Source organism: Stenotrophomonas sp. B1-1, from assembly GCF_010894375.1.
Classification (GTDB): Bacteria; Pseudomonadota; Gammaproteobacteria; order Xanthomonadales; family Xanthomonadaceae; genus Stenotrophomonas.
Window position 1 is genome coordinate 41,725 of the sequence record NZ_JAAIUZ010000023.1, and the last position, 14,021, is coordinate 55,745.

The following is a 14,021-nucleotide window of genomic DNA, read 5'->3' on the forward strand; positions in this document are numbered from 1 at the left end:
CCGCCGTAGGGATGGCCGCCGTCAGACGCTCTTCGCGTCGTGCTCCTGGTGATAGCGCACCGCTTCGGCCACTTCCTCGCGCGAACCCAGGAACACCGGCACGCGCTGGTGCAGATGCTCGGGCTGGATGTCGACGATGCGTTCGCGGCCGGTCCACGCGGCGCCGCCGGCCTGTTCCACCAGCAGGCCCATCGGGTTGGCTTCGTACATCAGGCGCAGCTTGCCGGCCTTGCCTGGTTCCTTCTTGTCCCACGGGTAGATGAAGATGCCGCCGCGGGTCAGGATGCGATGCACGTCGGCCACCATGCTGGCGATCCAGCGCATGTTGAAGTTCTTGCCGCGCGCGCCTTCCTTGCCGGCCAGCAGATCGCCCACGTACGCCTGCATGGGAGCTTCCCAGTGGCGCTGGTTGGACATGTTGATGGCAAATTCCTGGGTGGCGGCGGGAATCTGCATGTTGGCGGTGGTCAACACGAACTCACCGGTTTCGCGGTCCAGGGTGAAGGCGTGGGTGCCATGGCCGACGGTCAGCACCAGTTGGGTGCTGGGCCCGTAGATGCAGTAGCCGGCGGCAATCTGCTTGCTGCCCGGCTGCAGGAAGGCATCATCCCCCGGCAGTTCGACATTGGTGGGGCAGCGCAGCACCGAGAAGATGGTGCCGACCGAGACGTTGACGTCGATGTTCGAGCTGCCGTCGAGGGGATCGAACAGCAGCAGGAAATCGCCACGCGGGTAGATGTCCGGCACCGGCTGGCTGTGGTCCATTTCTTCCGACGCGCACGCGGCCAGGTGGCCGCCCCAGGCGTTGGCTTCCAGCAGGATCTCGTTGCTGATCACGTCCAGCTTCTTCTGCGCTTCGCCCTGTACGTTGCCGGTGCCGGCATCGCCCAGTACGCCGCCCAGGGCGCCCTTGCTGACGGCGATGGAGATGCTGGTGCAGGCGCGGGCGACCACGGCGATCAGCTGGCGCAGGTCGGCGTTGATGCGGCCGGCGTGCTGTTCTTGAATCAGGTACCGGGTCAGCGAAGTACGGGACATGGCGGGCGGGCCTTGGCAGCGGGGAAACGGCTATTGTCGCTGCTGCGCGCGGCGCGTGCGTGATTGGTTTGAGGGGAAATCGATTACAACGGCGTTGCGCTGTGCGGCGCCGTCTTTCTATCGAGGCCCGCGGGAGGGACAGGCTGCGCGGGACACGCCGTTAACCCATCCATGGGGGCTCGTAGGCGCCATCCTTGGCGCCTGCGGTCCCGCGCAGCCTGTCCCTCCCGCGGGCTTCAGGGTTCGCCGCGAGCGCGGAGGGTGTGGCAAAGGCAGGAGCAAAGGCAGAGCAAAAAACAAAGGCGCCTTTCGGCGCCTCTGTTTTCAAGCATGTGCAGCGGTGCTTCAGCCCTTGGCGACGGTGGCCACGGCCTTGGCGACGTATTCCAGGTTGTTCTGGCTCAGTGCGGCCACGCAGATGCGGCCGGTGCCGACGGCGTAGATGCCGAACTCGTCACGCAGACGCTCGACCTGCACGCGGCTGAGGCCGGAGTAGGAGAACATGCCGGCCTGCTGGTTGATGAAACCGAACTGCGGCGCGCCGGCGGCGGCCAGCTTTTCCACCAGACCGCCACGCAGGGCGTGGATGCGTTCGCGCATCTCGGTCAGTTCCTGTTCCCACAGCGCGCGCAGTTCCGGGCTGTTGAGCACACCAGCCACCAGTGCGGCACCGTGGGTGGACGGGCTGGAGTAGATGGTGCGGATGATGCGCTTGATCTGCGACTGCACGGCCTTGGCGTCGTTGGCGGTCGGGGCGACCACCGACAGTGCGCCCACGCGTTCGCCGTACAGCGAGAACGACTTGGAGTACGAGTTGGCGACGATGAAGCTGTCGATGCCGGCTTCGGCGATGATGCGCACGGCCGCGCCGTCCTGCTCGATGCCCTTGTCGAAGCCCTGGTAGGCCATGTCGATGAAGGGGAACAGCTGGCGGTCCTTCAGCAGCTGTGCCACCTGCTTCCACTGGCTGACGGTGAGGTCGGCGCCGGTGGGGTTGTGGCAGCAGGCGTGCAGCAGCACCACGGTGCCCGGCTGCAGCGTCTGCAGGTCGGCCAGCATGCCGTCGAAGTTCACGCCATGGGTGGCGGCGTCGAAGTAGGTGTATTCCACCACCTCGAAACCGGCCGCACCGAACACCGCGCGGTGGTTTTCCCAGCTGGGGTTGCTGATGGCGATGGTGGCGTGCGGCAGCAGCTTCTTCAGCAGGTCAGCGCCGACACGCAGCGCACCGCTGCCGCCCACGGTCTGGGTGGTGGCCACGCGGCCGGCGTCCAGCAGCGGCGAGTCCTTGCCGAACACCAGTTCACGGGTGGCCTGGGTGTACGCCGGCAGGCCGTCGATCGGCAGGTAGCCGCGCGGTTTTGCTTCGGTGGCGAGCTGCTGCTCGATCTGCTTGACGGCACGCAGCAGCGGAATGCGGCCGCTTTCGTCGTAGTAGATGCCTACACCCAGGTTGACCTTGGTCGGGCGGCTGTCGGCGTTGTACGCCTCGGTCAGGCCCAGGATCGGGTCGCCCGGGACCAGTTCCACGTTTGCAAAGAAGGACACGGCGGTACTCGTTCGATATGAGGGGGAGAAGAAGCGCGGGTCGCGTGGTTGCAGCCGTCGGCCGCAACCGTCCCATCGTAACAAAGCGTGCCACCGGCGCGGCGCTCATCGTCACGCTGCAGCCCGTACCATGCCGTGTTGTTTTCCCCCCGTGGTTGAAGCTGAACAATGAACGAGCCCGTGGCGCGTCGCCGCCTGCCCCTGCTGATCGCCCTGCTGCCGGCTGCCGCCGTGGCGCAGGCCCAGACCACCACCGCGTTGCCCACGGTGGAGGTGCAGGCCGCACGGGTACAGGGCATCGACCCGTTCGCGCTGCCGGCCAGCCAGGACACGGTCTGGGTGGACGACGACCGCAGCGGCGCCAGTGCCCAGCTTTCCGAGGCGCTGGCCGGCGTACCGGGGCTGCTGGCACGTGACCGGCAGAACTTCGCCCAGGACACCCAGCTGTCGATCCGCGGCTTCGGCGCCCGTTCCACCTTCGGCGTGCGCGGCGTGCGCGTGGTGGTGGATGGCGTGCCGGCCACCATGCCCGACGGGCAGGGCCAGCTGTCGCATGCCAGCCTGCTGGGTGCCGAGCGCATCGAGGTGCTGCGGGGGCCGTTCTCGGCGCTGTACGGCAATTCATCCGGTGGCGTGCTGCAGGTCTGGAGCGCGCAGGGCCAGGCCGGCGATCCCTGGCGGCTGCGGGTCAATGCCGGGGCCGACAACACCCTGAGCGTGGGTGCGCAGCTGCGTGGCGCCAGTGCCGGCATCGATTACAACATCGCCGCCAACCACTTCCGCACAGACGGCTGGCGCGACCACAGCCGGGCCCGGCGCGAATCGTTGAACGCGCGCATCGGCGGCGAGCTGGCCGGTGGCCGCCTGGAGCTGCTGCTGAACGCGCTGGACGCGCCCGACGCGCAGGACCCGCTGGGCCTGACCCGCGCACAGGTGGCCGCCAATCCGCGCCAGGCCACGTCCGTGGCCACGCAGTACAACACCCGTAAATCGGTCAGCCAGCAGCAGGCCGGGCTGCGCTGGACCCGTGAGACCGGCGCCCAGCGCTGGCAGCTGATGGGATACGGCGGGCAGCGCGAGGTGACCCAGTACCTGGCCATTCCGCCGGGCCCGCAGGCCAACCCGCTGCACGCCGGCGGGGTGATCGATCTGGACGGCAACTACGGCGGCGTGGACGCGCGCTGGGGCTGGCGCGGCGATCTGGCCGGTCGCCCGCTGGACGTGGTGGTGGGCGCCAATGCCGACCGCCAGCGCCAGCACCGCACTGGTTACGAGAACTTCATCGGCAGCACGCTGGGCGTGCGCGGTGCGCTGCGCCGCGACCAGCGCGACACCGTGCAGAACGTGGACCAGTTCGCCCAGGCCTGGTGGCAGTGGAGCCCGCGCTGGTCGCTGCTGGCCGGGGTGCGCCACAGCACGGTGCGCTTCGAGTCGGACGACCACTACATCGTTGGCCGCAACCCCGACGACAGCGGTCGCCGCCGCTACCAGGCCACTACCCCGGTGGCCGGGGTCAGCTTCGAGGCCACGCCACAGTGGCGCCTGCATGCGGCGGTGGGCCGTGGTTTCGAAACGCCCACCTTCAACGAACTGGGCTACCGCGCCGATGGCCAGGCCGGGTTGGCGCTGGACCTGGCCGCCGCGCGCAGCCGCAACCTGGAAGTGGGCAGCAAGTGGCATGCGCAGAACGGCACCCAGTTCGACGTGAGCGTGTTCCGCGCCGACACCGATGACGAACTGGCGGTGGCCAGCAACACCAACGGCCGCAGCACCTACCGCAACATCGGCCGCACCCGCCGCCAGGGCGTGGAACTGCAGTACCGGCAGCCGCTGGCCGAACAGCTGGAACTGCAGGTGGCCTGGACTTGGCTGCAGGCGCAGGTGCGGTCCGGCTACCTGGCCTGTGCCGGCAGCGGCTGCAGCGTGCCCGATACCGAAGTGCGTGCCGGCAGCCGCCTGCCCGGCGTGCCCCGCCAGCAGGCCTATGCGCGCCTGCAGTGGTCGCCCGGTGCCTGGCAGTGGGCGCTGGAAGGCACCGCCAGCAGCGACGTGGTGGTGAACGATCTGGCCACCGAACGGGCGCCCGGCTACGTCGTGCTGAACCTGGAAGCTGGCCACCGCTGGTCGCTGGCCAGTGGCGATCTGCGCGCGTTCGCCCGCCTGGACAACGTGCTGGACCAGCGCTACATCGGCTCGGTGATCGTCAACGATGGCAACGGTCGCTTCTTCGAACCCGGCCCGGACCGCCGTGCCAGCGTCGGCCTGCAGTGGTCGTGGCGCTGAGCGCGCAGCGCGGCCCGTTACACACGCTTACATTCCCACACGCAGGAACACAGGACGGCGTCGCTATCATGACGCAAATGGGAATCGATCCCATTTGAATCTCCGATAAGGACTCCCCCTGTGACTGCCGATGCCCTCACCCGCGCGGGCCTGCCGCGCGCTGTTCTGCCGTGCCCGCATGCGCCTGGCCTGCGCCGCGCCCTTGCCCTGGCCGTCGCGCTGGCGCTGCCGCTGGCCGCCCATGCCGAGGCCCCGGCCGATGCCAACCCCACCACCCTGGACGGGTTGGAAGTGACCGCGCGCCGCCAGTCGCAGGCCGACAGCTACACCCTGCCGGTCAGCCGCGCCGCCATCGGCCTGGACCTGAGCGTGCGCCAGACCCCGCAGTCGGTCACCAGCGTCACCCGCCAGCAGATGGACGATCTGCAGATCGAATCCATCGATGACGTGCTGACCAGCACCACCGGCATCACCACCTATTCGCTGGACAACGCCGGCCGCACCACGTTCCGCGCGCGCGGCTTCGACATCGGCAACTTCAAGGTGGACGGCATGCTGGTGAACGGTGCCAGCAGCTTCAGTGGCGGCGGCGCGGCGCTGAACATGGATCTGTACGACCACGTGCAGGTGGTGCGCGGTGCCAACGGCCTGCTGGGCGGCACCGGCGATCCCTCGGCCACGGTCTACCTGGAACGCAAGCGGCCGACCGCCGACTTCGGTGGCGCCGCCGCGCTCACCCTCGGCAGCCATGACAAGCGCCGCCTGATGGGCGATGTGAACGTGCCGCTGACCGCCGATGGTCGCGTGCGCAGCCGCTTCGTGGTCAGTGCCGAGGATTCGGACACCTTCCGCCAGCGCGAAGACATCCAGCGGCTGGCGGGGCTGGCCAGCTTCGAGGCCGACCTGGGCAGCGCCACCGTGCTGAACCTGGGCGTGCAGTACGAAAAGACCCGCAACGGCGGCGCGTCGTGGGGCAGCAACGTGCCGATCTGGTGGGCCGACGGCAGCCGCGCGCAGTTGTCGCGCAGCACCAATCCTGCCGCCGACTGGAGCCTGGCCAAGCGGGACAACACCACCGTGTTCGGCAGCGTGGAACAGGGGCTGGGCGCGGACTGGACGCTGCGCGTGGCGTTCGCCCACGACAGCGGTGAAAGCTTCACCAACTACGGCGTGGCCAAGGTCAACAACGCCGCGCGCAACCAGGGCTTCGCCGGCTTCTGGAACCCGGACGGCAGCGGCGCCTTCCTCAATGCGATCCACAGCGAATCGGAAACCCGCCGCGACAACCTGGACATCAGCGCCAGTGGCCCGCTGCAGCTGTTCGGCCGCGAGCACCAGCTGATGGTGGGCTTCAACGGCTACCGCAGCGAGATCACCGACTACAGCTTCAGCGCCGCGCTGGGCAACTGCACCATTGCCGGCGTGGCGCCGTGGAGCGGCTGCCAGTACCGCGCCGTGGGCCTGCCGATCGCCGACTGGCGCAGCTGGGATGGCAGCTACGCGGGCTTTGAAACCTTCCGCACGCCTGCACGCAGCAAGACCATCACCGAGAACCTGGGCGGCTACCTGGCCGGTCGTTTCAGCCTGGCCGACCCGCTGTCGCTGGTGCTGGGCACGCGGCTGAGCAACTACAAGACCTATACCCAGACCTACACCCAGGCCGACGTGCGCACCCGTGGCGCGGCCACTGGCGAACAGCAGGTCGTCACCCCGTACGCCGGCCTGGTCTGGGACTTCGCCGCGAACTATTCGGCGTATGTGAGCTACACCGATGTGTTCAGCCCGCAGGGCAACGTGCGCGATGCCAACGACACCCTGCTCGATCCGGTGACCGGCAAGAGCTATGAGGCCGGCATCAAGGGCGAATGGGCCGACGGCGCACTGAACGCAGCGCTGGCCCTGTTCCGCAACGAGCAGAACAACGTGGCCGAAAGCACCGGCGAGGTGCATCCGGACACCGGCCTGACCATCTACCGCGCGGTGGACGGGGTGAAGTCCAAGGGTGCCGACCTGGAAATCAGCGGCCGGCTGGCCCAGGGCTGGAACGTCTATGCCGGCTACACCTGGCTGCAGGTCGATGGCCTGTCCTACCAGCAGGACCCGCGCCACCTGCTGCGCTTGAACATCACCTGGACCCTGCCCGGTGCGTTGTCGAAGCTGACCGTTGGCGGTGGCCTGTCGGTGCAGAGCGGCACGGTGATGTCGACCAACCCCGGCCGCCCGCTGGGCGGTGGGCGCTACGACGCCAGCAACCTGCCGATGGGCGGCTACACCCTGGTGAACCTGATGGCGCGCTATGCCCTGACCGATACCGTGCAGCTGGCGGTGAACGTGAACAACCTGACCGACAAGACCTACTACACCCAGTACGGCTTCTACGACGGGTTGATCTTCGGCGAGCCGCGCAGCACCACCTTCAGCGTGCGTGCGCGCTTCTGATCCCACCAACGGCGGCGCCTGCACTGCGGGGCGCCGCCGCTTCTGGGAAGATGCAGCAATGACTGACAACGCCGCTGCCACTGCGCGCATCCTGATCGTCGATGACGATCCGGAAATCGGCGCGCTGCTGGCCGAATACCTGGGCCGGCACGGCCTGCACACCGATACTGCCGCCGAAGGGATGGCCATGTGGGCAGCCCTGGATCGCCAGCGCTTCGACGCGGTGGTGCTGGATCTGATGCTGCCGGGCGAGGACGGCCTGTCCCTGTGCCAGCAGTTGCGTGCGCGCACGGCGCTGCCGGTGATCATGCTGACCGCCCGCGGGCGCGCGGCCGACCGCATCCTGGGGCTGGAACACGGTGCCGATGACTATGTGGCCAAGCCGTTCGACCCGCGCGAGCTGCTGCTGCGGCTGCAGGCGGTGCTGCGCCGGGCGCAACCGGCGGCGCTGGCCACGCGGCTGCGCTTTGCCGGCTGGACCCTGGACACGCGCACCCACCAGCTGCAGGCCGACGATGGCCGCCGCCACCTGCTGGGCGAGACGGATTTCATCGCGCTGCAGCTGTTCCTGCGCCACCCCGACGAAGTGCTGGAACGCGATTACCTGGTGGAACAGGTCTACGGGCGCGACCGCCTGCCCAGTGATCGCAGCATCGACATGTGCATCAGCCGGCTGCGGCAGATGCTGGAACACGACAGCCGCGCGCCGCTGCTGATCCGTACCGTGCGCAACCGCGGCTACTGCCTGGCCGGGCCGGTGCACGCCGATGGCTGAGCCGCGCCAGGGCTGGCCGCGCACCCTGTATGGCCGCCTGGTGCTGGTGCTGGTGGCCGGCATGCTGCTGGCCCAGCTGCTGACCGGCACGATCTGGCATGACGCCCGCTACGAGCGCGTGGCCGAGATTCCCGCGCGGCTGGCCGCCGCCCACGTCGCGCAGAGCCTGCGCCTGCTGGAAGCGCCGGGATCGCCACTGGCCGGTGCCGACCCGGCGTTGCTGTCCACCGCCGACCTGACCGTGCACGCGGTCGACGACGGTGGCCCGGTGCCGCTGCGTGCGCGTGACCGGGCGGTCGAACACCTGCTGCAGGCCGCACTGGCCAGCGAACTGGGCGCGCCGCGTGAACTGCACCTGCAGCACCTGCGCCTGTACGACGGGCAGGGACGCGAGGACGACAAAGCGCTGTCGGCCCGCCACGTGGCCGGGCAGTTCCAGTTGCGGGTGCGCAGCAGCACCGGCCGCTGGCTGCAGTTCGACGTGCGCGAAGGCCAGGCCGGCCTGCAGCTGGAGCCGGGCCACGCCCTGAGCGACTACCTGCTGCGCATCTATGGGCTGCGCACCTTGCTGATCGTGCTGCTGGCCCTGCTGGTGGTGCGCTGGCTGACCCGCCCGCTCACCCGCCTGGGCGCCGCCGCGCAGGCGCTGGGCCACAACCTGCACGCACCGCCGCTGCCACTGGAGGGACCGCGCGAAGTCCGCCAGGCCGCGCAGGCCTTCAACCAGATGCAGCAGCAGCTGCAGCAGGCCGCGCAGGCGCGCGAGGAGCTGCTGGCCGCGGTATCGCACGACCTGCGTTCGCCGTTGACCCGGCTGCGCCTGCGTACCGAACTGCTGGCTGATGAAAGCGCGCGCACGCGCTGGCGTGCCGATCTGGACGACATGCAGGAGCTGGTGGATTCGATCCTGGACTACAGCAGCGCCACCCAGCTGCGCGGCGAACGCGCGCCGCTGGATATCGACGCCCTGCTGCGCACGGTGGTGGACGATGCACGCGAGGCCGGGCATGCGGTACAGCTGCAGGGACAGGTGGGCGTGGCCTACCGCGGCTTCCCGCGCAGCCTGAAGCGCGCGCTGGCCAACCTGCTGGACAACGCCGGGCGCTATGGCGGCGGCGCCTGGGTAAAGGCCTGGAGCGATGCTCGGGCCATCCACATCCGCATTGTCGATGAAGGGCCAGGCATTCCTGCCGAACAACGCGCGCGCATGTTGCAGCCGTTCCAGCGCTTGGAAGCCTCGCGCAGCGCGCGGCATGGCGGTACGGGGCTGGGCCTGAGCATTGCCGTGGCCGTGGTGCAGGCGCACGGTGGGGAACTGCTGCTGGAAGACGGCGAGGAGGGGCGCGGTCTGTGCGTGCGCATCACCCTGCCGCATGCGCCCGGGTAGAGTCGAGCTTGCTCGACTGGCTTCTGTAGAGCCGAGCCGTGCTCGGCTGTCTTGAAGCAGTCGAGCAAGCTCGACTCTACCAACAGCAGTCGAGCAAGCTCGACTCTACCAACAGCAGTCGAGCAGGCTCGACGCTACGCGTTCAATCCGGTGCCTTGGCCGGCACGAACGGCGAGGTCGGGTCGCTGGCCGGGAAGGTCTCCTCCAGTGCCTGGTCCTGGTTGTCGCTGGCGTGCTGCTTGCGCTCGCGGCGCTTGAGCGGGCTCTCCTGCCCGCCCCGGTGGCGGTCGCCACAGTCCTTGCGGTCCTGCGCTGCCTGTTCAGGGTGGTGGACCACGGGCAGGGCGTCCACGTGCTCGGCAGGCATGCCGGCGCCGCGGTCTTCGGCATCGGCCAGATCATGCTTGGCACGTTGTTCGCCCGGAACCGGGGTGTGGGTCTGGCGCAGGGGATCTCGGCTGGACATGGGCGTGCTCCGCGGACGGGGTGTCCACTACAGCGCCGCGCGGGTAAAGGAACCGCGAACCCGGCGTCATGAACATATCTGTCACGGCTGGATAACGGCACCGCCGGTATTCCTGCCCTCCCGCCTCGCTGCAGGAGCCGGCCATGCCCCGTCTTGAACGCCCCGCCCCGTCCGTGTTCAACGCCCTGCTGGACCCGGCCGCGCCGCGCCCGGCGCAACGTCGCAGCCGGCGCCATGAAGATCCGCAGGCCGTGGGGCAGGACTACCTGCAGTACATGCTGAACGACTACGAGACCCGCCGTGCCCACGGCCACCGCAACTGGCGTGACCTGTGCCCGGTGTACGCCTTTGCATTGACCACCCACGCCGCCGACTGGCCACGCGGCGATGCCGCCGACACCTGCGAGGAACTGGCCGAGCACTGGGAACAGATGCGCGGGCAGTCGCGCATGGGCTGGGCACAGGCGCGCCCCGTGGTGGAAGACGCCTGGCGCGCGCTGGACCACATTCCGACGGCAGCGGTGCGGCCATTGCTGCAGTGATGCAGCACCGAACCCACGCGCGCCTGCACCACCCGCCCTGCACGGCCCCGACACGGCTGTTTCACGGCGGCCGACGGAAGCTGTGCGCCCCGCCGCTATGCAGGTGCGCGCCATGGCCCGCCCGATCTGGACCGGAACCCTTTCCTTCGGCCTGCTGAACGTGCCGGTGTCGCTGATGTCCGGTGAACGCAAGGTCGACCTGCAGTTCCGCATGCTGGATTCACGGGATCGAAAGCCGATCCGCTTCGAGCGGGTCAACGCCGATACCGGCGAAGAAGTGCCGTGGAAGGACATCGTCAAAGCCTACGAGTACGACAAGGGCAGCTATGTCGTGCTGGAAGAAGGCGATATCCGCTCGGCCGCACCGGAAAGCCACGAAACCGTGGAAGTGGAAACCTTCGTCGATGCCAACGCCATCGATCCACGCTACTACGAGAAGCCCTACCTGCTGCTGCCTGGCAAGAAAGCCGAGAAGGGCTACGTGCTGCTGCGTGAAACCCTGCGCGACACCGGCAAGGCCGGCATTGCGCGGGTGGTGGTGCGCACCCGCGAGTACCTGTGTGCGGTGATGCCGCAGGGCCATGCGCTGGTGCTGATGATCCTGCGCTATCCGCAGGAACTGGTCGATCCGGAAGATTACAAGCTGCCCACCGGCAGCCTGGCCGACTACCGCATCACCGCCAAGGAAACGGCGATGGCCGGCCAGCTGATCGAATCGATGGCCGCCGACTGGGACCCTTCGCAGTACCACGATGAATTCCGCGAGCGACTGCAGCAGGTATTGAACAAGCGCATCAAATCCAAGGGCGGCACCACCCGCGTGGAAGAAGAGCCGGAACCGCGCGAGGACGCCACCACCAACGTGGTGGACTTCATGGCGCTGCTGCAGAAGAGCCTGGATGCGAACACGCGCACGCCGGCGAAGAAAACCGCTGCACGCAAGGCGCCAGCGAAGAAGGCCAGCAAGGCGAAGAAGGCGACCGCGAAAACCGCTGCCAAGACCGGCAAGGCAACGAAGAAGGCCGCGCCGCGCCGCAAGGCAGGCTGAGCCATGTCCCTGCACCAATACCGCCGCAAGCGCCGCCTGGGCGGGGGCAGCGGGCAGACACCCGAGCCCGACGATGCCCCGGCAGCCGGCAACCCGAAGCGGCGCCCGCAGTTCGTCATCCAGCTGCACCACGCCAGCTCCCGCCACTACGACTTCCGTCTGGAGATGGACGGCGTGCTGAAGAGCTGGGCGGTGCCCAAGGGCCCGTCGCTGCGCGTGGGCGAGAAACGCTTGGCGGTGGAGGTGGAAGATCATCCACTTTCCTATGCCGGTTTCGAGGGCGACATTCCCGAAGGCCACTATGGCGCGGGCCATGTGCAGGTATTCGACCACGGCAGTTGGGCCTGCGAAGGCGACCCGCTGCAGGCCCTGGCCGACGGCAAGATCGACTTCGTGCTGCACGGGCAGCGCTTGGCTGGCGGCTGGAAGCTGGTGCGCACGGCCATGAAGGGCCGCCAGGTGCAGTGGCTGCTGATCAAGCGCGATGATGCGCAGGCACGCGATGCGGAGGCCGATGATCTGCTGCAGGAAGCCACGCCATCGCGCGCGGTGGCCCGCACGCGCGGCACGACACCCACCGCGCCACGCAAGGCCGATGCGCGCTGGCACGCGCGCGCGCTGAAGCTGGCCGGTGCACGTGATCATGCATACCCGCGCGGCTTCAAGCCGCAGCTGACCGACCACCGCGACAGCGCGCCCGACGGCGAGCGCTGGCTGCATGAGATCAAGTGGGATGGCTATCGCCTGCTGGCCGACCTGCACGAGGGCGAGGTGAAACTGCGCTCGCGCAATGGCCTGGACTGGACCGCCGACTTCCCCGAAGTCACCCAGGCCGTGCGCGCGCTGCCGGTGCGCGATGCGCGCCTGGATGGCGAGCTGGTGGTGCTCGATGCACAGGGACGCAGCGACTTCGCCGCCCTGCAGCGGGTGATCGATGGCAGTTCGAAGCAGCCGCTGCGCTACATCGTGTTCGACCTGCCCGGCGTGGCCGGCGTGGACATCAGTCGTGCGCCACTGGTCGAACGCAAGGCCTTGCTGAAGCAGCTGATCGGGACGGAACCGGGCACGCTGGCCTTCAGCGAGCACGTGCTCGACCACGGGCCGGCGGTGTTCGCCGCCAGTGGCGACGCCGGCTTCGAGGGCATCGTCAGCAAGCAGGTGGACGCGCCCTACGTGAACACGCGCGCGCGCAGCTGGGTGAAGGTGAAGCATGAAGACAGCGACGAGTTCGTCATCGTCGGACACACCGCACCCAAGGGCAGCCGGGTCGGCTTCGGTTCGCTGCTGCTGGCCACGCCCGATGGCGACGGCCTGCGCTATGTGGGGCGGGTCGGCACCGGTTTCGATGATGCAAGCCTGAAGAGGCTGGGCAGCGTGCTGGCGCCTTTGGCGGTGAAGACGCCGGTGCTGGAACTGCCCGCCCATGTCCCGTTGCGAGCGTCCAGCGTGCGCTGGGTGAAGCCGCAGGTGGTGGCCGAGGTCGCCTTCCGTGGCTGGGGCAAGGAAGGACTGCTGCGCCAGGCCAGCTTCAAGCGCCTGCGCAGCGACAAGGGAAAGCAGGACCTGGGCGTGACACAGCCCGCTGCGGGGCGCGATGACACTGCGGTAGCCATCAGCCATCCCGAGCGGGTGGTGTACCCGCGGCAGAAGCTCAGCAAGGGGGATGTGGCCGACTACTACCGGCAGATGGCGCGCTGGATTCTGCCGGAGATTGCCGCTCGCCCGCTGTCACTGCTGCGTTGCCCGGACGGCGTCGGCAAGGCCTGCTTCTTCCAGAAGCACCACGGAGCGGGCCTGGGCGATGCGGTGCATGCCGTGCCGCTGCAGCAGAAGAGCGGGCGCGAGGACTACGTCTATATCGACGATGCGCGCGGTTTGCTGCAGCTGGTGCAGATGAACACGCTGGAGCTGCATCCGTGGGGCGCGACGGTGGATGATCCCGAGCATCCGGACCGGCTGGTGTTCGACCTGGACCCCGGTGACGGTGTGTCCTGGGCGCAGGTAAAGACGGGTGCCCGCGATGTGCGCGACCGCCTGCTGCAGGTCGGCCTGCAGAGCTTCGTGCGGTTGTCCGGTGGCAAGGGCGTGCACGTGGTGGTGCCATTGCAGCCGAAAGCCGATTGGGAACAGGCCAAGGCATTCTGCGAGGCCTTCGCGCAGGCGATGGCGCTGGAACAGCCCGACCGCTACGTGGCGACGATGAGCAAGGCCAAGCGCAGCGGCGTGATCTTCATTGACTGGCTGCGCAACACCCGCGGTGCCACCAGCGTGTGCTCGTGGTCGCTGCGGGCACGCGACAGCGCCGGCGTCGCCGTGCCGTTGCGCTGGGACGAGCTGGCGCGGGTGAGTGCTGCCGATGCCTTCCCGATGCCCAAGGCGTTGGCCCGGGCGAAGCGGCTGAAGGCCGACCCCTGGCAGGGCATCGAACGGTTGCAGCAGGTGTTGCCGGGCGGTAATCGGTAGCGCCGGGCCACGCCCGGCGCTACCAGATCACT

The 14,021-nt window shown here is 68.6% G+C and carries 10 protein-coding genes; 7 read left to right on the plus strand and 3 right to left on the minus strand.

What is annotated here, in order from left to right:
- Positions 1-21: 21 nt before the first annotated feature.
- Positions 22-1,038, minus strand: coding sequence for a class 1 fructose-bisphosphatase (locus G4G00_RS16710; protein ID WP_108751686.1), 1,017 nt, complete (start codon positions 1,036-1,038; stop codon positions 22-24).
- A gap of 345 nt (positions 1,039-1,383) precedes the next feature.
- Positions 1,384-2,586 (minus strand): amino acid aminotransferase, encoded by a 1,203-nt coding sequence (locus G4G00_RS16715; RefSeq protein WP_108751687.1) that lies wholly within the window; start codon positions 2,584-2,586, stop codon positions 1,384-1,386.
- A gap of 168 nt (positions 2,587-2,754) precedes the next feature.
- Between G4G00_RS16715 and G4G00_RS16720 the strand changes: the two genes are divergently transcribed.
- The 4 genes from G4G00_RS16720 to G4G00_RS16735 all read left to right on the plus strand — a co-directional run bounded on the left by G4G00_RS16720 (position 2,755) and on the right by G4G00_RS16735 (position 9,470).
- Complete coding sequence (locus G4G00_RS16720; RefSeq protein ID WP_108751688.1) at positions 2,755-4,869, plus strand: TonB-dependent receptor; 2,115 nt, start codon at positions 2,755-2,757, stop codon at positions 4,867-4,869.
- A gap of 120 nt (positions 4,870-4,989) precedes the next feature.
- Entirely contained in the window at positions 4,990-7,308 is a 2,319-nt protein-coding gene (locus tag G4G00_RS16725; RefSeq protein WP_205515572.1) for a TonB-dependent siderophore receptor, read from the plus strand.
- Positions 7,309-7,366: 58 nt separating this feature from the next.
- The gene (locus G4G00_RS16730; RefSeq protein WP_164275131.1) at positions 7,367-8,083 is read left to right on the plus strand and encodes a response regulator transcription factor; all 717 of its coding nucleotides are present in this window, start codon (positions 7,367-7,369) and stop codon (positions 8,081-8,083) included.
- Positions 8,076-9,470 carry an ATP-binding protein gene (locus G4G00_RS16735; protein WP_164275134.1) on the plus strand — a complete coding sequence of 465 codons (1,395 nt, stop codon included), beginning with the start codon at positions 8,076-8,078 and terminating at the stop codon, positions 9,468-9,470. The genes G4G00_RS16730 and G4G00_RS16735 overlap by 8 nt, the downstream gene beginning before the upstream one ends.
- A 142-nt stretch (positions 9,471-9,612) precedes the next feature.
- On the opposite strand, the gene G4G00_RS16740 is transcribed toward G4G00_RS16735, so the two are convergent.
- Positions 9,613-9,936 carry a hypothetical protein gene (locus tag G4G00_RS16740; RefSeq protein WP_108747923.1) on the minus strand — a complete coding sequence of 108 codons (324 nt, stop codon included), beginning with the start codon at positions 9,934-9,936 and terminating at the stop codon, positions 9,613-9,615.
- 143 nt (positions 9,937-10,079) lie between these two features.
- Here G4G00_RS16740 and G4G00_RS16745 point away from each other — a divergent pair, with 143 nt between their 5' ends.
- The 3 genes from G4G00_RS16745 (at position 10,080) to ligD (ending at position 13,989) form a co-directional block, all read left to right on the plus strand.
- Positions 10,080-10,478, plus strand: coding sequence for a hypothetical protein (locus tag G4G00_RS16745; protein ID WP_164275137.1), 399 nt, complete (start codon positions 10,080-10,082; stop codon positions 10,476-10,478).
- 112 nt (positions 10,479-10,590) lie between these two features.
- On the plus strand, positions 10,591-11,526 hold the full coding sequence (locus G4G00_RS16750) for a Ku protein (protein WP_164275140.1): 936 nt from the start codon (positions 10,591-10,593) through the stop codon (positions 11,524-11,526).
- Positions 11,527-11,529: 3 nt separating this feature from the next.
- Positions 11,530-13,989, plus strand: a complete 2,460-nt coding sequence (ligD, locus tag G4G00_RS16755) for a DNA ligase D (RefSeq protein ID WP_164275142.1) — start codon at positions 11,530-11,532, stop codon at positions 13,987-13,989.
- Positions 13,990-14,021 lie beyond the last annotated feature (32 nt).